Below are 19678 nucleotides of genomic sequence, written 5' to 3'. Positions count from 1 at the left end.
GGCCCGCGCGCTCCGCGCACGGGCCGCGGCGGCGGCGGAACGCGACGGCCACCCGGAGGGCTTGAGTTGCCCATGCGGACGAGTCGAGACCGGATAGCCAGGGGCCTGGGGGCCTTCCTGATGCTGGGCCTGCTTCTGCTGGCCTACGGGCCGTCCCTCCGCGGCGGGTTTCTCTGGGATGACGACGTCTACGTGACGGGCAACGAGCTGCTCACCGCGCCCGACGGGCTCCGGCGGATCTGGTTCTCCATGGACTCGCCCTCGCAGTATTTCCCGCTCACCTACACGCTGATGCGGGCAGAGCATGCCGCGTGGGGGCTGAACACGCTGGGCTACCATCTTGTCAGTGTCGCGCTGCACTGGATCAACGCGCTGCTGGTTGGCGTGGTGCTCGGTCTGCTCTCCGTGCCCGGGGCCTGGTTCGCGGCGGCGCTCTTCGCGTTCCACCCGGTCCAGGTGGAAAGCGTCGCCTGGATCACGGAGCAGAAGAACCTGCTGTCCACGTTGTTCTACCTGGCCGCGCTCTGGGCTTGGATCCGGTCGCTGGAGGCCCCGGCGCGTCGCCGCGGCTTCTGGCTGGCGGGCGTGACGGGATTCTTCCTGCTGGCCCTGTTCGCGAAGACCACCGCCTGCACGCTGCCGGCGGCGCTGGTTATCGCCGCCTGGCGGAAAGGCCGGAAGCTGGACCGCCCCCTCGTCCTCCAGGTGGCCGCGCTCCTGCTGATCGGCGTGGCGATGGGCCTTTTCACCGTGTGGTGGGAGCAGCATCTCCAGGGCAGCAAGGACGCGGAGGTCCGTTTCCCGTTCCTGGACGGCGCGCTCATCGCCGGCCGCGCGCTCTGGTTCTATGCCGGGAAGCTTTTCTGGGCGGCGAACCTGGCGTTCAGCTACCCTCGCTGGGCAATCAACGCGGCCGATCCCCTGCAATACGGCTGGCTTCTCGGCCTGCTGGTTCTGGCCGCCGGCCTCGGAGCGCTTTGGCGCCGGGGCGTCCGCGGCCCGGCGCTGGCGGTCCTGTTTTTCGTCGCGTGCCTGTCCCCGTTGCTCGGCTTCATCCCGCTGTACACTTTTCAGTATTCCTTCGCGGCCGACCATTACCAATACCTCGCGTGCGTCGGCCTGCTGGCGCTGGCGGGCGCCGGGCTCGCCGGCGCGGCGGCCCGAGGGCCCGCCGGGAGCCGCCGCGCCCTCTCGTCGCTCCCGGTGCTCCTGCTCGCCGCGCTTACGTGGCGCCAGGCCCATGCTTACCGCGACATCGAGACGCTGTGGCGGGACACGATCGCGAAGAACCCCTCGAGCTGGATGGCGCACGACAACTTGGGCTGCGAGTTATCGGCCCAGGGCCGGCAGGCCGAGGCGGAGGCATGCTTGAGGAAGGCCGTGAGCCTCAACCCGCGCAACAACCGCACGCACTTCAACCTGGCGAATGTCCTGGCGAAGCAGGGCCGCGCCGAGGAGGCCCTCGCCCGCTACGATCGGGCGCTCGAACTCGATCCGCGTCACGTGAAAAGCCTGTTCAACAAGGCGCATCTCCTGGCGGCCCTGGGTCGGGCTGAAGAAGCCATCGCGGCGTACCGTGAGGCGCTCCGGCATCAGCCGGATCTGGCCTCCGCCCATGTCAATCTCGGGCTGCTGCTGGCCGCGCGCGGCGACCCGGTATCGGCGGAGCGTCACTACCGGGAGGCGCTGCGCGCGGAGTCCGGGAATCCCGACGCCTGCAACAGCTACGGGATGCTGCAGGCCGCGCGGGGCGACCTGGCGGCGGCCCGGGACATGTATCAGCGGGCCCTCTCCCTTCGCCCGGGGCATGCCCAGGCCCGGAACAATCTCGCCAACGTACTGGTCCGCGAGGGCCGCTGGGAGGAATCCTTGCCGCAGTATGAAGAGGTCCTGCGGCTCGACCCGGCTTTCGCGGAGGCGCACTTCAACTACGCCATGGCGCTGCAGCGGACGGGCCGCCCGGAGGAGGCCGGGGCCCATTTCGCCGAAGCCGTCCGGCTGAAACCCGAATTGGAAGCCCGCCTGCCGGCCCCGTGAGCGGCGGTTCCGGTTACCCGCCGTCGGACTACTCGTCGAGCACCTTGCGGAGCGTGCGCGCGAGAGTTTCCTTGGTGAACGGTTTGCGGATCAGCCGCCGCGGGTCGAGGTCCAGGCCGCGCTCGGCGAAGGCGTCGTCCGCGAACCCGGACATGTAGACCACCTTCAGCCCCGGCCGCACCTGCCGCAGGCGGAGCATCAGGTCGACGCCGTTCATCTGCGGCATCACCACGTCCGTAAGCACAAGGTCGAGCCGGTCCCGGTAGTGATCCAGGAGGGAGAGGGCCTCCTCGCCGCTGCCGGCCTCCAGCAGGCTGTAGCCCAGCGACCGCAGCAGGCGGGTGGCCAGGTCGCGCACCATGGCCTCGTCCTCGACCACGAGGATCGTTTCGCTTCCGCCGACCAGCTTCTCTTCCAGTTCGACGGGCAGTGTGTCGCCCCGGGTCTCGGTGCGCGGCAGCCAGAGGCGGACCTCGGTGCCGGCTTCCGGCCGGCTGTCCAGCTCGATGCAGCCGCCCAGCCGCCGGACGATCCCATAGACCACGGAGAGCCCGAGGCCCGTGCCCTTGCCGGTGCCCTTGGTGGTGAAGAAGGGCTCGAAGGCGCGGCGGCGGATATCCTCGGTCATTCCGGTGCCCGTGTCGTGTACGCTCAATAGGACATGGCGGCCGGGCGAGACGCCCGGGTGATCCGAGCAGAACGCCGTGTCGAGTTCGGCCGGCACGGTCCGGATCGTCAGGCGTCCGCCCCGGGGCATGGCGTCGCGGGCATTGAGCGAGAGATTGGTGACGACCTGGTTGATCAGGCTGGCGTCCGCGCGGACGCTGCCGGAGTGCTCGTCCAGCAGGGTGACCAGTTCCACGTCCTCGCCGAGCGAGCGCCGCAGCAGGTGGCAGGCGTTGAGCACGAGGGCGTTGAGATCGAGCACGCGCAGTTCCGCCATGGGCGGCCGGCTGAACGTCAGAAGCTGGCGCGTGAGGTTGGCGGCCCGCTCCCCGGCCAGCACGATCTGCTCCAGGGCGTGGCGGTCAGGGTCGTCCTCGCCCGAGGTTTCAAGGAGCAGCGATCCGAACCCCAGGATGGCCGTCAGGGTGTTGTTGAAATCGTGCGCCATGCCGCCCGCCAGCCGCCCGATGGATTCCATCTTCTGGGCTTCAGCGTATTGCTGCTCGATCTCGATCAGCCGGGTGACGTCGCGCAGGACCGCCACGAAGCCGGCGGGCCCACCCTGGTCCTCGCGCGTGGGGACAATGATCGCGTCGAAGGTGGCCAGGTCGCCGTTCTTGAGGCGGTTGATCACCCGGTCGTGCCAGGGCCGGCCGGCGCGGATGGTGCTCCACAGCGTCTCGTAGAAGGCGGGGGGATGCCGGCCGCTCTTCAGGATTCGCGGCGTCAGCCCGGCGACCTCGCCGGCCGAGTAGCCGGTCACCCGCTCGAACGCCGGGTTCACGTAGCGGAACACGCCGGCGGCGTCCGTGATGATGACGCAGTCCTCCATTTGCTCCACGACCATGGCCAGGCGCCGCCGCTCGTTCTCCGCGCGGTCGCGCTCCTCGATCTCGTGCGCGAGCCGGCGGTGCGCGAGGCAGCCCTCCAGCGAGACGGCGAACTTGGCGAGCACCTGGCTCAAGGTGTTCAGCTCGACCCGCGGAAAGGCGGTCTTCCGCGTCAGCGAGTAGACCTTCAAAAAACCCACGGACCCCAGGGCGTACACGGCAAAGACGCCGCCGGCGATCCCCTTTTCGGTCGCCAGGCTTTCGAATCCCGCCTCGCCGGCCGCGGCGGAGAAGAAAGGTTCCGCGGCCAGCCGGCGGATCAGCGGGTGGTCCGCCGCCAGGGTGGTCTCCCGCACGCGGAAGCGCGGGTTGGCATGGGCCAGGCGGTATTCGCCCGTAGGGCGGCCCGCCTCGCGCGGCCCGGCCAGGACATCGGCCTTCAGCCATATCGCGCCGAAGGCCAGGTTCTTGCGGGCGAGCAGGGTCCGCAGGAAGCGGTCGCAGTTGGCCTCGAGATCCAGCGACTGTCCGGCGGACAGCGCCAGTTCGTAGAGGAGGGAGATCGTCCCCGTGATATCGGCGGGATGCGTTTCAGGCATCGGAGAGGATCCCCACGACGATGGTTTTGTTGAAGAAGTCGAGAACGCTTTCGCCGGCCGAGGCGATTTCGCCCAGGGTCAGCATGCCTTCCGGCTCGAGGAGGAAGCCCTCCCGGTGAATCTCGCTGGCCACGGCCTCGAGTTCGTCGGCGAGCTGGTTGCGCAGGAAGAACTGGCGCGAGATGCAGTCGCAGACCATGGCGTAGCGCGGCCGGCCGCGGACGCCCGCGGCGGCGCGGTGCGCGGCCTGGCGGGCCGCGGCGATGAGATCGCGCGCCTGGCCTTTCATGACGTGCAGCACCGCGTTCTCCGGTACGCCGCCGCCGCAGCGGATCCCGCCGTCCTCCGTCACCGCCAGCGGTTCGCGTACGACATCCTCCGCGCCTTCGCGGACCAGCCCGAAAGGATAGGCCCACGAATGCCCGTTCTTGTAGAAATGGTCCTTCGCGATTTTCAGGCCGGAATCCTTTTCCAGGATCCCCCGGGAGACCCCACAGGCCGGCCGCCAGTTCAATTCCTCGATGCCGCCCGGACCGGTGCGGGTGGCCGCGATCGGGCCGGCCACCCGGGTCAGGCCGTGCTGAACGCCGAGGGAGCCCGAGCACCGCACAAAGGCCAGGATCGCCGCGTCTTGGAGCACGCCGCCGGCCGTGAAGAGGCAGGGCTTTCGAGCCAGGGCGGAGTTCCCCGCGCCGCCGCCGAGGCATCGGGCCGAGGGCCCCATCTGTCCGAAGATGCCGGCCAGGAACTCGGAGATGCCGGGCGTCTGCCCGTCCGCCAGGATAATGGCCGTGGGCGAACCCTCGGGCACGCGTTCCAGTTCGGGCGTCGGGGTGTCCGCCCGGTCCAGGCCCGTGAAGACCAGCGGGGATCCAAGAACGGGCAGCGCGGCGAGGATGGCGCCCTTGGGATGGGCCCGTCCATGCGCAAGGACGGCCGGGAACAGGCCGCCGAAAAAAACGTATCCCTGGTCCGCCAACGCGGCCCGGACCGCCTCCAGGTCCGGGGCGTCTTGCTCGGCCAGCAGGACCATGAGCGCGTCGTTCGCCGACGGCTTCAGCGTCGCGGCCGCGGAAAGGATTTCCGGAACGCTGGCACGGGAAAGAAACATGGCTTATCCTGTCTTCGTACGGGTATAGTTCACCGCTCCTCCATGGGTGTTTTCTATGCGCGATCCGGATGGAAAAAACAAGCTTAACCCGGCCGGGCGGGACCCTTACTGCGCCTGCCGGTTATGCCCGCGCCGCTGCGGCGTGGACCGCACCGCGGGCGAGCGCGGCCGCTGCGGGGAAGCCGCGGCGTGCCGTGTCGCCTCGTACGGGCCTCACTATGGCGAGGAGCCGTCCTTCTCCGGGACGCGCGGTTCAGGCACGATCTTCTTCAGCGGATGCTCCAGCGGTTGTTTCTTCTGCCAGAACCACCAGATATCCATCGAGCATCGCGGCGTGGACATGACGCCCGACGAGTTGCTCGCCGCGGCGCTGTCCATGACCGGGCCGGGCGGCGTGCACAACCTGAATTTCGTCACGCCGGATCACTTCTGGCCGCACATCCGGGAAGTATGCGTTCGCGTTCGGGCGGCCGGCGTGGACGTGCCGTTCCTGTTCAACTGCTCCGGCTATCAGGAACCCGGCCTGGTCGCCGAGTATGCGGAGGTCATGGACATCTTCATGCCCGACTTCAAATTCGCCGAACCGGACCTCGCCCGGCGCTGCATGGGGGACGCGGACTACCCGCGCCTGGCGCTGGAGTCGCTGCGCCGGATGGTGGAAGCAAAGGGGTTTCTTCTGCCGTGGGATCCGACCGGTACCGAACCGGCCCGGACAGGCGTGCTGGTGCGGCATTTGATCCTGCCCGGCCATGTGGAGAACAGCCTGGCCGTGCTGGAGGTGCTGCGCGCCGAATTCGGCGTTTCGCTGCCGATCTCCGTCATGAGCCAGTTCCGGCCCGTGCCGGCCTGTTATGAGAAGGAGGAACTGGCCCGGCCGCTGACGGCCGACGAGCATCTCCGGGTCACGGCCCGCGTCGAGGAGTTAGGCTTCAAGCACGCCTATGTCCAGCAGTTGCGCGACACGGACGACTTCATGCCCGACTTCCGACGCCGCGAGGCATTTCAAGGCAACCGCCGCCGGCCGCCCCCCCCGTCGCCCTCCCCATAGCCACTGACACCTTTTATAAAATGTGACCGTGCAGAAATGCCGGAAACATTATGGAATCCTGCTATATTCTTGCGCACCGCAAAAAAATAGATGGTCACCTTTTATAAAAGGTGACCGTGTTTTGGCGCGGCGGCGCGGGAAGGGGCGGGAAGGGTGGGCGCCCGGCCGCGCCCCGGGAAATGGGGCCGTGGAAAAAAGGGCGGTGGAAAAGGGCCTGCTATTTTTTCCAATGTCTGGAAAAATGGGGCCCGGAGTTTCCCGCCGGAGGCGGACAAGTCCAATGCCTGGAAAAAAACGCGAAGAATTTTCCAATGTTTGGAAAAAAGAGGCGGCGGGTTTTCCAATCATTGGAAAAAAATCGGCCGCTTTTTCCAATCATTGGAAAAAAACCGCCTGCCTTTTTCCAATCATTGGAAAACTGTGTTGGGGCGTGCCGGCCCGCGCGGAAGCGCCCCCGCTCCTCGGGCCCGCCGAGGAGCGCCACCTGGTCCGGGCGCTGGCTCACCTGAACATGACCGCGCAGGACCTTTCGTTCGCGAAGGATCACGCCAAGCCGGAGCCTGCGCTTCAGAATATCCGCGACCTCCTGGCGAAACCGCTGGGCCTTCCGCCCCTGGCGGACCGGGTGCTGGCGGCGGCGCGGGACGGCGAGGCGGCGATATGGGCCCTCGCGGGTTCGATGCTGGAAGTCGAACGTACCCGGCCGGCCCGAAAGTTCCGGACGCCCGAACCGGAATGGCCTGACGCCATACCCCCAACCCTGCGTCCGGCCCTCGCCGGCTTTCTCCGCGCCGCGCGCGCCGCCGATACCGTGGCGCGCCGCGCCACGGAGAACCTGGCGCCCGAAGACATGAACTACCTCGCGGCGTCGTTTTTCGCCGGCATGTTCAACGCGGAGGACCGGCCCGAGGTGCGGGCCGACCTCGAGGCCGTGGGCATTCCCCCCGCCCTGGTCCGCGAGGTGATCGAGGAGTCCGATGCGCTGGACCCCGCGCCCGCCGCATCGAATTTCCTGGTCCGGCTCCGGCGCGCGGACTTGGGCGAACTGCTGGCCGCCGGGCGCCGCTTCCAGGAGGCGGCCGCGCGACTGGCTTCCGTGACGGAAGATGTGACCGATTGGCCCGCGACCGTCGCGCGGATCGAGACCGACCTCGGCCCGGTCTTCATCGGGACGCCGGGCGGAGACACCTTTTCCGAAAGCGCGCTGCTGATCCTCGATCCGGGCGGAGACGATGTCTATCAAGACCCCGCCGGCGCGGCGGACGGACGGAGCGGCCGGCGCCTGGCCGCGATTGTGGACCGGGCGGGAAACGACGGGTACAAGGGTGAATCGCTCTTGGGCGCCGGCGCCGCCCTTTTTGGAGTCGCGGTCGTGCTGGATCTGGAGGGGGATGACCGGTACGAGGCCCGTTACGCCGGCCAGGCGGCGGCGTTTGGCGGGGCGGCCTGGCTCGAGGACCGGGGCGGCGACGATGTGTACCGCGCGGGCGGTTTTGCGCAGGCGGCGGCGTTTTACGGCGCGGCGGTGCTGCGCGAACGCGGCGGCCGCGAGGTCTACGAGGCGGGGTTGGCGGGCCAGGCCTACGCGGGCGTTTTAGGGTTTGCGCTGCTCGCGGACGCGACGGGGAATGACCGCTATTTCGCCGGCGGCCGCGAACCGGACCATGAGCGGAACGACGACAAGTTCCTTTCCCTGGCGCAGGGTTTTTCCATCGGCATGCGCCCCTGGGCCGGCGGCGGCGTGGCCGCCCTGGCGGACTTTGAGGGAAACGACACGTACTCGGCGGACATCTACGCGCAAGGGGTGAGCTACTGGTACAGCGTAGGGCTGCTGCTGGATGCCGCCGGAGATGATGCCTACCAGGTCCACCAGTACGGCCAGGGGGCCGGCATCCACTTGAGCCTGGGCTTGCTGGCCGACGGCGGAGGGGACGACCAGTATACCGGCGGAATCCTCGTGCAGGGCGCCGCGCACGACTACGGCGTCGGCATGCTTTTCGAGCGCGGCGGCGCGGACGCCTACACGGCCGACCATCACGCCCAGGGCCGCGGACTGAATAACGCGCTGGCCCTCCTGGTCGAGGGCGGCGGAGACGATGCCTACTTCGGCCGGGACTCGGACCAGTGCCAGGGCGTCGGCAACGACGGCGGTCACCGCGAATACGGCAGCCTGGCCCTGCTGCTCGACCTGGCCGGGCGTGATCGGTACTCGTGCGGCGCGGCCGACGGCGCGCGCATGAAGCGGCCGGATTTCGGGATCGTGTACGACGTGGACGGAGAGGAGCCGCGAAATAACGCGAAGTAACGCGAATGAAAACGGGAAGGATACGAATCGGGGCGTTGATGCTGTCGCTGGTCCTGTCGGCCCTGGCGGCGGAGCCGGACGAGGCGCTGCTGCGGGACGCGACGCGCTACGGCAGCACGCCGGAGAAGCGCGCGCGGAAGGAGAAGGCGCGGGCGGAACTGGAGGGGCGCGGCGCGGACGGGTTGCGCCTGGTGATGCGCTACGTGCACTTGGAGAACGTCGGCGTGCAGGGTCTGGCGTTCGAGATGGTCGGGAAGCTGGACGGCCGGGAAGCGGCGCCTGTGCTGGCGGAGTTCCTGCGGAGCGAGGAGGCGCTGACCCGGCAGCTGGCGGCCTGGTTCCTGGGGTTCTGCGACACCCCGGAATACGCGGACGACGTCGCGCGCCTGCTGGCCGATGAGAAGGCCCGCGGCGCCGCGATGCGCACGCTGGGTAAATGGAAGGTGCGCGCGTCCGTCCCGGGCATCCTGCCGTTCGCGGGCGATGAGAAGGAACCGCGGCGCGTGGCGGCGATCAATGCCCTGCGGGACATCGGCGATCCCCGGTCGATCCCGGTCCTGCTCGGCGCGCTCGATGATCCTTATTTTACCGTTCGCGAGGCCGCGGCCCGGGCCCTGGCCTCGCTGGGCCGGCCGGCCGAGAAGGCGCTGCTTCGGGCGCTGCCGGGCGCCGGGGCGCCCGCCCGCCGTCACATCATCCGGACCCTGGGCGCGAGGCGGTCCCTCCGGGCCGCGGGCGCTTTGCGGAGGCTGCTGAAAGATTCCGATCCGTTTATCCGGTCGGACGCCGCCGAGGCATTGGCTCGAATCCGGCGCCGATAGCCGCCTTTTTGCCCTGGCCACACTTTGCAAAGTGTGGCCACCCCGCCGACGGTCGAATCGGGCTTGTCGAAACGGCGCGGGAGTGCTTATTCTGCGCACCCGAGGACATCATGAATTATATCAGCACGCGGGGCCAAACCCCGCCCATGGGATTTCAGGACGCGGTTCTGACGGGGCTGGCGCCGGACGGCGGGCTGCTGATCCCGACCGACCTCCCGCGCGTGGAGGACCGCCTGGCCGCCTGGTCGAAACTGTCGTACCAGGACATCACCTTTGAAATCCTGCGCCTGTTCACGGACCTCCCGGACGCGGACCTGCGGCACCTGATCGAGCGCAGTTACATGACGTTCCGCCACCCCGAGATCGCGCCCGCGTGGCCGGTCGGGCCGGTGCATATCCTGGAGCTGTTCCACGGGCCGACCCTGGCGTTCAAGGACATCGCGCTGCAGTTTTTAAGCAACTTCTTCGAGTACATCCTGAAGCGGCGCGACGCGCGGCTGAACATCCTCGGCGCGACCAGCGGCGACACGGGCAGCGCGGCGATCCACGGCGTGCGCGGCCGCGAGCGGATCAACATCTTCATCATGCACCCGCACGGCCGCGTGGCGCCGCTGCAGGAGAAGCAGATGACGGCGGTGCTGGACTCGAACGTCTTCAACATGGCGGTGGAGGGAACGTTCGACGATTGCCAGCGGATCATGAAAGCGCTGTTCAACGACCTCGAGTTCAAGCGCCGGTACGCGCTGGGCGCGGTGAACTCGGTCAACTGGGCGCGCGTGCTGGTCCAGATCGTCTACTACTTCAGTTCGGGCCTCTACGTGATGCAGACCACCGGCGCGAAGGAGGTCCAGTTCGCCGTGCCTACCGGGAACTTCGGCGACGTGCTGGCGGGCTATTACGCCTGGCGCATGGGCCTGCCGATCCGCCGGCTGATCCTGGCGACGAACGAGAACGACATCCTGGCCCGGTTCTTCGAGACGGGCGAGTACAGCCTCGGCAAGGTGGTCCCGACGTTGAGCCCCTCCATGGATATCCAGGTGGCCAGCAACTTCGAGCGGTACCTCTACTGCCGGGTCGGGGAGGACCCGGCCCGGCTGACGGGGCTGATGAACGACTTCGCGGCGCGCGGCGCCCTGTCGGTGCCCCTCGGGCCGGGCGGGCGCGTGGACGACCTGTTCCTCCCCGGCGTTGGCACCACGGCCGACACGCTGGCGACGATCCGGCGGTACGACCGGGACCACGGGTACCTCCTGGACCCCCACACGGCGGTCGGGGTACACGTGGCCGAGCAGCACCTGGAACCCGGCGTGCCGACGATCTGCCTCGCCACGGCGCACCCGGCGAAATTCAGCCAGGCGATCCGCGAGGCCACGGGGCGCGAGGCGCACCACGAGATCCTCGACAACCTGGCGCATGCCCCAACGCGCTGCGAAGTCCTGCCCGCAGACGCGAACCTCATCAAGAAGTTTATTGAGCAGCGCGTGGGCTGAAGTGCCCGCGCGGTCAGGTGGGCTGGAGCAGCTTGACGAGGCGCAGGCGGTTGGCGTGGCCGGGCTGGCTCTCGTACTGCGTCTCGTCCATGCAGGAGCGGATAAGATACAGGCCGGCCCCGCGGCATTCCCCGTCGACCCAGTGGTCCGGGAATCTCGGCGCGACATATTTCGCGAAGTCGAACGGCTCGCCCTGGTCCACGATATCCACCGTGAAGCGGCCCGGCTCCCAGCGGATTTCGAGCTCGAGGGCCGGCTTGGGGGCCGCGTCGCCGTAGGCGTGCTCCATGACGTTCGAGCAGGCCTCGTCCACGGCCAGTTCGATCTTGTCCACATCTACGTCGGGGAACCCGGCGGTGCGCGCGAGCATGGTGATGACCGAGCGGATGAGGCCGAGGAACCGCGCCTCTCCGGGGACGCGAATCTGAACATTTTCTGCGCTGTCCGCCATGCGGTTCCTCACGGGTTCGCGGTCCGGGCGAAGGCGGCCAGGGCCTCCTCGCACGTCGGGGCGAAGCTCAACAGTTTTTCGAGTCCGAGAATCCTGAACACGACGCGCAACTTTTCCTGCAGGCCGGCGACGACCAGCCGGCCTTGTTGAGCCCGGCAGGCCTGGGAGAGCTTGAACAGGAGTCCGAATCCCAGGCTGTTGATATAGGTCAGCAGGGCGCCGTCCACGATCACGTGGGCGCCCGACTGCAGGCACAGGGGCTCCAGGACACGACGCAGGCAGTCGATGGTGGAGGCGTCCACGATCCCATCCAGCTTGATCACCATGATGTCCCCGTGGCGCGTGGTCACGATATTGAGCGGCGGCGCCGGCATGAAGCTATTCCAACCTTTTTATTATGAATACCCCTATCACAGTATGAAATATAGGCCGTTTTATGTCAATCCCAGCCCGTCCTTGCGGGCGCCGCCGGGGCGGGGTATATCTATCCCGGTACGGCGGGCCCACGCATGAGCAAATCGAAAGTAGCCATTTTGAGGACGCGGCCGGCGACGGTCCTGGAGGATATCCACCGGCTGATGAACCTGGCCGGGTACCAGGCGGCCTTGCCGCGCGACCGCGAAACGGCCCTGAAAATCAACATCAGCTGGCACTTTTTCTACCCGGCCAGCTCGACGACCCCCTGGCAGTTGGACGGCGTGATCCGCGCCCTCAAGCGGGACGGCTACGATCCCGCGCGGATTCACGGCTGCCACAACCGCACCGTGGTCATCGACGCCCGCCTCGGCGAACGGGAAAACAAGCAGCTTCCCGTGATCGAGGCGCACGGGCTGAAAAACGTCCACCTGTACGAGGGCGAGGAGTGGATCCACGTCCGCGAGGCGGTGGGCGACCTGGCCGACCGGTTCCTCTGCCTGAACCAGGTGTACCCCGACGGATTCATGATCCCCCGGCGTTTCATCGGCGAGAACATCATCCACCTCCCGACGGTCAAGACCCACGTGTTCACCACGACCACGGGCGCGATGAAGAACGCGTTCGGCGGGCTGCTGAACGAGCGGCGCCACTGGACGCACCCGGTGATCCACGAGACGCTCGTGGACCTGCTGATGATCCAGAAGAAGATTCACTCCGGCCTCTTCGCCGTCATGGACGGCACGTTCGCCGGCGACGGGCCGGGCCCGCGCTGCATGGTGCCGCACGTGAAGAACGTCCTGCTGGCCTCCGCGGACCAGGTGGCCATCGACGCCGTGGCGGCCAAGATCATGGGCTTCGATCCGCTGGCGGACCTGACATTCGTGCGCCTGGCGCACGAACTCGGCCTCGGGTGCGGCGATCCCCGCGAGATCGAGCTCGTCGGCGACGCGGACGCGGCGGCGGAGAACTGGCATTTCACGGGGCCGTTCCGCAAGATGACCTTCGCGAGCCGCATGCAGCACCTGATCTACTGGGGCCCGCTGAAAAAACCCGTCGAGTGGTCGCTGAAGACGATCCTGGCGCCGTGGGCGTACATCGCGAGCGTGATGTATCACGATTCGTTCTGGTATCCCACGCACCGGAAGATCGTGAACGACATCCTGCGCAGCGAGTGGGGGCGGTTGTTCCAGAACTGGGAGCGCCTGGCGATCGCGCCGGGCGACCTGGCGACGCCCGGCTGGGCCGACGTGGGCGAGGCGCCGGCGGAGCTCAAGACCGAGAGCATGAAGTACTTCAAGCAGTCCCTGAAGATTCTCGGCACGTGCGTCCGGGAAGCCCCCGAGTTCGCCGCGCGCAAGCGCCGGAAGGCGGCGCGGAAAGAAGCCGGCGGGTGAGGAAGCCGTCGCGCGGAGCGCGATGCCGCCGGCGCCGATGCTAAAAACTTACCGGATTTCCGCGACGAGGATGGAGTAGTCGTCGCTGACCTTTTCGCCGCCGCGGTGCTGCTCCACCGATTGCCGCAGGGCGGTGATGATCTGCGCGGGCGGCTGCGGGGCCTGCTGCTCGAACTGCTTCCGGAGGGCGTCCTCCCCGAACTCCTCGCCGCGCGCGTTCATGGCCTCGACGAGGCCGTCGGTGAAGAAGAGGATCTTGTCTCCGGGGGCGACCGTGCGCGACACGGTGGTGTAGGCGCATTTTTCGATCAGGCCCAGCGCGGTTTCCGTCGGGATGTCCCAGGAAACCACCTTCTGGCTGGCGGCCTCGTATTTCAGCGGGGAGAGATGGCCCGCGCTGGCGACGTGGAAGGTGCAGCTGGGGATGTCGAGCACGGCGTAGATCATGGTGATGAACTCGTACTCGGGCAGTTCCTTGACCAGCATGTCGTTGATGGTGGAGAGGGTTTTGTCCGGCTGGGTGAGGCGGGCCGTCAGGGCGCCCGCGTCGCCCGCGGCGTTGTCGCGCGCCGAGGAGACGGCCATTTTCAACAGCCCGGAGATGAGGGCCGCGCTGACGCCGTGCCCGGCGACGTCCGCCATGTACATGCCCACGTGGTCGTCGTCCAGGGTGAAGACGTCGAACAGGTCGCCGCCCAGCATCTCGCAGGTGAGATAGTAGCGGTCGAAGACGATCTTGTCCTGGCGCGGGAAGCTCTTCGGCAGGAACCCGAGCTGCACCGACTGGGCCAGCTTCATTTCGCGCACGAACTGCTCGTTGTTGTGCGCCAGCTCCGTGTTGGCGGCCCGGAGCATCTCGTTGCGGCCGGCCAGCTCGGCCGACAGGGCCCGGTTGGCCTCCAGGGCCTCCTGCTCGCGGAAGAACAGGGAGACCACGAGGGCCATCAGCAGCGTCAGCACGCCCCACACGGAGACGATGACGATCTGCAGGGCCAGCAACTTGGCGCGCACCGTGGCTGCCGTGATGTCCGCGCCGACGATGGCGACCGTTTGGCCGCGCTCGTTGCGCACGGGGGCGTACCCGGACATCAGGTCGGGGTAAGGCGGGTCCGGCGAGACCTCGGGATCGGCCATCGGCTGGCGCCAGGCGGCCACCAGCTCCGGCAGGTGGCGCGCGGAGTATTCCTTGCCCGGGAGTTCGCTTTCCTCGTCTTCCGCGATTACGCCGTCGCCGTCGATGTCGCGGGCCGGGCCGTCCACGATGAACTCGTAGTCGTCCTCGCGGGCATCCTCCCGGAGGGCGCGCCGCATGGTATAGATGTAGCGGATATCGGAGTTGGACGAGACCACGCGGCCCAGGTATTTCTGGATGCGCTGGTAGGCGGGGAGTCCGGCGTCGTCCGGGGCCTTGATCTGCTCCAGGTCGGCGGGGTCCAGGCTCTCCGCCACGGCGATGGCGATGCCCATGGCCTGGTGGCGGATCTCGTTCATCACCGACCGCCGGGAACCGATGTAGAGGAAACAGAACAGCAGGAACACGGCGACACTGGCCGCCGCGACGCCGGCCCAGCGGCGTCTCCTGCCGCCGCGTGCCGGAGTCGGCTCCGCGCCGTCCGTCATGGATTGTGTGCGGCCGTCCATCGCAGGACAGTATTAATCGCCTTCCACCATAAACATAATGCATCCGGGCCCGATATGTATACATTAAAAAACGGCGGCGATCGGGCCGCCTTTTCCGTTGCGTCTGCCGGGGGCATTGGCTAGGGTACAGCACCCGGGCGCAGCACCATGAGGCGCCTGCACGGGCGAGACACGCAATGGCTAACACGGTATTGATCGGGGCGCAGTGGGGTGACGAGGGCAAGGGCAAGATCATCGACGTCTTGAGCGCCCGCGCCGACTGGGTCGTGCGCTACCAGGGCGGCAACAACGCCGGGCACACGGTCGAGATCGGCGAGCAACGGTTCGTGCTGCACCTGATCCCCTCGGGCGTCCTGCACCCCCGGTGCCGCAACGTCATCGGCCATGGCGTGGTCGTGGATCCCTTGGCCCTGCTCGGGGAAATCGACGGGCTGCGCGGGCAGGGCGTGGACCCCGCCGGCCGGCTGTTCGTCAGCGACCGCGCCCACGTGGTGCTGCCCTTCCATCGCCTGCTCGACGCGCAGCGGGAACAGAACCGGACCGGTGGCACGCTCATCGGAACGACCAAGCGCGGCATCGGGCCGGCCTACGGCGACAAGGCCTCGCGCGTCGGCCTGCGCATGGCGGACCTGGTCGCGCCCGGGTTGGACGAGCGGCTGCGGCCCCGGCTGGAGGAGCAGAACCGGATCCTGGCCGCCCTCGGCGCCCCCGCGATGGACGCCGCGGCCGTGGCGGCCGACTATCGCGCCGCCGCCGCGCGCCTGGCGCCCTTCGTGGCGGACACGATCCCCATGCTCCACGAGGCCGCCGCGCGCGGCGAGCCGATCCTTTTCGAGGGCGCCCAGGGCACGATGCTGGACATCGATTTCGGGACGTACCCGTTCGTGACCTCGTCCAGCGCCACGGCCGGCGGCGCCTGCACCGGCAGCGGGATGCCGCCCCACCGCATCGACCGGGTCGTCGGCGTCATCAAGGCCTACACGACCCGCGTCGGCGAGGGGCCGTTCCCGACGGAGTTGAAGGACGAGACCGGCGAGCGACTCCGGGAGGGCGGCCGGGAGTTCGGGGCGACCACCGGCCGGCCGCGCCGCTGCGGCTGGTTCGACGCTGTCGTCGCCCGCCACTCCGTGATGGTCAACGGGATCGACTGGTGGGCCGTGACCAAGCTCGATGTGCTCGACGGCGTGGACACGATTCGAATCTGCACCGCCTACGAATGCGACGGCCGCCGCCTGGATCATGTGCCGGCGGACGCCCGGGCGCTGGAGCGCTGCCGGCCCGTCTACGAGGATTTCCAGGGCTGGCGCGCCTCCACCCGCGCGGCGACGCGCATCGAGGACCTGCCGGCGCGCGCGCGGGCGTACGTCGCCCGGCTGGAGGAGATCACGGGCGTGCCCGTGGGCCTTCTTTCGGTCGGGCCGCGGCGCGAGAGCACGCTCTGGCTCCCGCCGGCCGGGGAGGGCGCATGATGAAGGAATCCGCCCCGAAGATCCCCACCCACGTGGCGATCATCATGGACGGCAACGGCCGCTGGGCGAAAAAGCGCGGCTGGCCGCGGCTGAAGGGGCACCAGGAGGGGGCGGAGTCCGTGCGGGCGATCATCCGCGCCTGCCGGAATGCCGGCGTCAAGTACCTGACGCTGTACGCCTTCAGCGTGGAGAACTGGGTCCGGCCGCGCGCCGAGATCCGCGGGCTGATGATGCTCCTGAAGCGGTTCCTCTCCCGGCAGGAATTCGAGCTGCACGAGAACAAGGTCCGGCTGCGCGTGATCGGGAGACTGGCCGACCTGCCGCCGGAGATCCAGCGCGAGCTCAAGCGGGTGATGAAGGCGACCGAGCACTACGACGCGGGGCAGCTCATCCTGGCGTTGAGCTACGGGGGCCGGGCGGAGTTGCGCGACGCGGTCCGCCGCATCGCGGCCCGCGTCCGGGACGGCGAACTCAAGCCGGGCGACGTGGACGAGAAGACCATCGCGGCCCACCTTTACGCGCCGGACGTACCGGACCCCGACCTGATGATCCGGACCAGCGGCGAGCTGCGCATCAGCAATTTCCTGCTCTGGCAGCTTTCGTACTCCGAGCTATACTTCACGGATGTTTTGTGGCCGGACTTCCGAGAGCCGCAGTTCCGCGAGGCCCTGGCCGAGTACGCGAGGCGGCACCGGCGGTTCGGGGACATCGAATGAACTTCGACAAACTGAAATACCGGCTGCCCACGGGGCTGGCGATCAGCGCGGCGCTGTTCGCGGCCGCGTGGTGGCTGCCGTTCCACGGCTGGCTGGTCGTGCTGCTGGCGATCACGGCCGTCGCGCTGTGGGAGTTCTATGGGATGCTTGAGGCGGCGCGGATTCCGCACTTCCCCTTCGTCGGCATCGCCGGCGGCCTGGCCCTGATCCTGGCGACCGGCCTGCTGCAGCAGGCGCCGGGCCGGGTCGAAATCATGGCCCTCTTCGCCGCGCTGCTCGCTGTGCTCCTGCGCCAATTCCCGCAGAAGAACAACCCGCGCCCGTTGGAGACCATCGCGGGCACGCTCTTCGGCATCCTGTACGTGGCGTTCCTGTTCAACTTCTTCACGCGGCTGCTGGTGGACTGGGGCGACCACGACGGGCGGCTCCTGGCCCTCTACGCGATCGTCGTGACCAAGCTCTCCGACGTCGGCGCCTTCTTCATCGGCTGCGCCGTCGGGCGGCACAAGCTGATCCCGCGCATCTCGCCCGCGAAGTCCTGGGAGGGCTGCTTCGGGGGCATCGCGCTGTCCGTGCTCGGCAGCCTCGCCGCCTGCGCCCTGGCGCGACCCCACTGGCAGCAGGTGGTCCTGCATTCCGGCGACGCGGTCGCGCTGGGCCTGCTCTTGTCGCTCGCGGGCATCGCGGGCGATCTGACCGAATCCCTCTTCAAGCGCGCCGCCGGCGTCAAGGACTCCGGCCGCATCCTCCTCGGCATGGGCGGCCTGCTGGACGTCCTCGACAGTCTCCTCTTCGCCGTCCCCATGCTCTACGTCTACGCCACCTTTTTCCTGGCCGCATGATCCGCCATCAAAGGAAGTGCTGAATGCTCACCCTGTATACGATCCTCGTCATCGCGTTCCTGTTCGGGATCACCATCTTCGTCCACGAGTTCGGCCATTTCCTCGTCGCCCGCCGGCTGGGCCTGATCGTCGAGACCTTCTCCATCGGCTTCGGCCCGGCGCTCTGGAAGCGGAAGGTCGGGGGCATCACCTACAAGATCGGCCTCATCCCCTTCGGCGGTTACGTAGCCCTGCCGCAGATGGACCCTTCGGGCGCGCTGGCGCTCGAGGGCCAGGGCGAGGGCGGAAAAAAGGATATCCCGCCCGCGCCGCCCTGGAAGCGCATCCTCGTCGGCCTCGCCGGCGTTGTCGGCAACATAATCCTGGCCGTGATCATCGCCTGGATCGTGTACCTCGGCGGCCAGTCCTTCGCGCCGGACCAGGAGAACAGCTTCGTGGGCTACGTGGACCCCGGCAGCGCCGTGTACGCGGCCGGCCTGCGGATCGGCGACGCGATCACGGCCGTCCACGACCAGCCCGTGCGCTCGTGGGACGATTTCATGGTCAGTAGCGCCCTCTACGAGGAGCCGGTCCTGCGCGTCCGCGGCGCCGACGGCTCGGAAAAAACGATCCCGGCGAAGACGGAGAAGTTCATGGGCGCGCGGTACGTCCCCGGCCTGCTGCCGATGAGCCACTGCTGGGTCTTGAGCGTGGACGCGGGCTCGAGCGCCGACCGGGCCGGGATCCGGGCGGGCGACCGGATCGTGGAACTCGACGGCGTACGGCTTTTCAGCCGGGAACACCTGACGACGCAGGTCGCGGAATGCCGGGACCGGACCGTGCCCGTGGTCATCGAGCGTGACGGCGCGCCGATGACGCTGGAGGTCACGCCGGCCTGGGACGAGGCGACGGAGAAGGTGCGGATCGGCGTCGTCTTCAACACGCTGGACGTCAAGCGGCCGATGGCGCAGATCAAGAGCCATGCCCTGCTGATCGTCCGCCTGCTGCGGGCGCTTGTGACCCCGGGCCAGTCGAAGGCCGCCGCGCAGGCCGTGGGTGGGCCCGTTGCGATCTTCGGCATGTTCTGGCTCTACGTGCAGGGCAGCTTCCTGATGGCTCTGTGGTTCACGGGGCTCCTCAACGTCAACCTGGCCGTGCTCAACATCCTGCCGATCCCCGTCCTCGACGGCGGGCATATCCTCTTTGCCCTCTGGGAGGCCGTCACCCGGCGGCGCGTGAGCCAGAAGGTCTTCAACGCGATCATGAACGTCTTCGCCGCGCTGCTGATCGCCCTGTTCGTCCTGCTGATCTTCCGGGACACCAAGCGGATGATCCTCCCGCTGTTCCGGGGCGGGGAGGAACAGGCCGCGGTGACCAACGCGGCCCCGCCCGCGGCGGAGGTCCCGGCCGCGGAGCCCGCGGGGCCATGACGCAGCGGAACTGGGCGGAAGGCGTTTGGGTGCCGCGCTGGATCGTGGCCCTCGTCGGGGTCGTGGTCGTGATGGTCGCGGCCCTTCGCATCCTCGTGCCGCCCGCGTGGATGATCCAGCGGCTGGATTCGCCGGACGGCTCGCGCACGGCCCGCCTCCTGCGCACCCGGTATGTCAACCGCGAGAGCCTGGTCGTCAAGGCCCGCGACCGCTGGGGCCTGCGGACCCTGTTCTACTCGCCCCCGCTCACCAATGATTTCCGCGTGGACCTCGGCGAGCGCCTCTCCTGGAGCGACGATTCCCGCCGCCTGTTCCTGAAGATGGAGGGCCGCCCGGTCTGGGGCTACGACTTCGAGGCCCGCCGCAGCCTGGCCCCGGACGACTTGAACTGATCCCCCCCCGCGGGCTGGATTGGAGACGCCGCGCCCTCGC

At 68.3% G+C, this 19678-nt stretch carries 16 protein-coding genes; 11 read left to right on the top strand and 5 right to left on the bottom strand.

All coding sequences use genetic code 11. The features are described from left to right. Positions 1-72 precede the first annotated feature (72 nt). On the top strand, positions 73-2037 hold the full coding sequence (locus tag KA248_06435) for a tetratricopeptide repeat protein (protein ID MBP7829538.1): 1965 nt from the start codon (positions 73-75) through the stop codon (positions 2035-2037). A gap of 28 nt (positions 2038-2065) precedes the next feature. Here KA248_06435 and KA248_06430 read toward each other — a convergent pair whose 3' ends face one another. Together KA248_06430 and KA248_06425 are read right to left on the bottom strand one after the other, a co-directional pair. After that, a complete protein-coding gene (locus tag KA248_06430) occupies positions 2066-4132 on the bottom strand; it encodes a response regulator (protein MBP7829537.1) in 2067 nt (688 codons plus the stop codon). Beyond that, entirely contained in the window at positions 4125-5243 is a 1119-nt protein-coding gene (locus KA248_06425; protein MBP7829536.1) for an FIST C-terminal domain-containing protein, read from the bottom strand. The genes KA248_06430 and KA248_06425 overlap by 8 nt, the downstream gene beginning before the upstream one ends. A 55-nt stretch (positions 5244-5298) precedes the next feature. On the opposite strand from KA248_06425, the gene KA248_06420 reads away from it, so the two are divergent. From KA248_06420 to KA248_06405, 4 genes are all read left to right on the top strand, one after another. Continuing rightward, a complete protein-coding gene (locus KA248_06420; protein ID MBP7829535.1) occupies positions 5299-6291 on the top strand; it encodes a radical SAM protein in 993 nt (330 codons plus the stop codon). A 430-nt stretch (positions 6292-6721) separates the two neighbouring features. After that, a complete protein-coding gene (locus tag KA248_06415; GenBank protein ID MBP7829534.1) occupies positions 6722-8596 on the top strand; it encodes a hypothetical protein in 1875 nt (624 codons plus the stop codon). Positions 8597-8601: 5 nt separating this feature from the next. Continuing rightward, the gene (locus KA248_06410) at positions 8602-9417 is read left to right on the top strand and encodes a HEAT repeat domain-containing protein (GenBank protein ID MBP7829533.1); all 816 of its coding nucleotides are present in this window, start codon (positions 8602-8604) and stop codon (positions 9415-9417) included. 110 nt (positions 9418-9527) lie between these two features. After that, a complete protein-coding gene (locus KA248_06405; protein MBP7829532.1) occupies positions 9528-10907 on the top strand; it encodes a threonine synthase in 1380 nt (459 codons plus the stop codon). Positions 10908-10920: 13 nt separating this feature from the next. On the opposite strand, the gene KA248_06400 is transcribed toward KA248_06405, so the two are convergent. Both KA248_06400 and KA248_06395 read right to left on the bottom strand, forming a co-directional pair. Next, the gene (locus KA248_06400) at positions 10921-11358 is read right to left on the bottom strand and encodes an ATP-binding protein (protein ID MBP7829531.1); all 438 of its coding nucleotides are present in this window, start codon (positions 11356-11358) and stop codon (positions 10921-10923) included. 8 nt (positions 11359-11366) lie between these two features. Continuing rightward, entirely contained in the window at positions 11367-11732 is a 366-nt protein-coding gene (locus tag KA248_06395; GenBank protein MBP7829530.1) for an STAS domain-containing protein, read from the bottom strand. Between the two features lie 135 nt (positions 11733-11867). Between KA248_06395 and KA248_06390 the strand changes: the two genes are divergently transcribed. After that, the gene (locus tag KA248_06390; GenBank protein MBP7829529.1) at positions 11868-13169 is read left to right on the top strand and encodes a DUF362 domain-containing protein; all 1302 of its coding nucleotides are present in this window, start codon (positions 11868-11870) and stop codon (positions 13167-13169) included. A gap of 48 nt (positions 13170-13217) precedes the next feature. On the opposite strand, the gene KA248_06385 is transcribed toward KA248_06390, so the two are convergent. Then, the gene (locus KA248_06385; protein MBP7829528.1) at positions 13218-14789 is read right to left on the bottom strand and encodes a serine/threonine-protein phosphatase; all 1572 of its coding nucleotides are present in this window, start codon (positions 14787-14789) and stop codon (positions 13218-13220) included. Positions 14790-14986: 197 nt separating this feature from the next. Here KA248_06385 and KA248_06380 point away from each other — a divergent pair, with 197 nt between their 5' ends. From KA248_06380 to KA248_06360, 5 genes are read left to right on the top strand one after another with little or no spacing between them, the layout of a single operon-like run. After that, the gene (locus tag KA248_06380; GenBank protein ID MBP7829527.1) at positions 14987-16279 is read left to right on the top strand and encodes an adenylosuccinate synthase; all 1293 of its coding nucleotides are present in this window, start codon (positions 14987-14989) and stop codon (positions 16277-16279) included. Then, positions 16276-16995 (top strand): isoprenyl transferase, encoded by a 720-nt coding sequence (locus KA248_06375; GenBank protein MBP7829526.1) that lies wholly within the window; start codon positions 16276-16278, stop codon positions 16993-16995. Before KA248_06380 ends, KA248_06375 begins: the two co-directional genes overlap by 4 nt. Next, entirely contained in the window at positions 16992-17837 is an 846-nt protein-coding gene (locus tag KA248_06370) for a phosphatidate cytidylyltransferase (GenBank protein ID MBP7829525.1), read from the top strand. Before KA248_06375 ends, KA248_06370 begins: the two co-directional genes overlap by 4 nt. A gap of 23 nt (positions 17838-17860) precedes the next feature. Further along, on the top strand, positions 17861-19246 hold the full coding sequence (rseP, locus tag KA248_06365) for an RIP metalloprotease RseP (protein MBP7829524.1): 1386 nt from the start codon (positions 17861-17863) through the stop codon (positions 19244-19246). Continuing rightward, positions 19243-19638, top strand: coding sequence for a hypothetical protein (locus KA248_06360; GenBank protein MBP7829523.1), 396 nt, complete (start codon positions 19243-19245; stop codon positions 19636-19638). The genes rseP and KA248_06360 overlap by 4 nt, the downstream gene beginning before the upstream one ends. The last annotated feature ends 40 nt before the right edge of the window (positions 19639-19678 follow it).

It is taken from the genome of Kiritimatiellia bacterium, from assembly GCA_018001225.1.
Classification (GTDB): Bacteria; Verrucomicrobiota; Kiritimatiellia; order CAIQIC01; family JAGNIJ01; genus JAGNIJ01.
The sequence above is the reverse complement of the archived record's forward strand: the minus strand, read 5'-3'. Positions and strand labels throughout refer to the sequence as shown.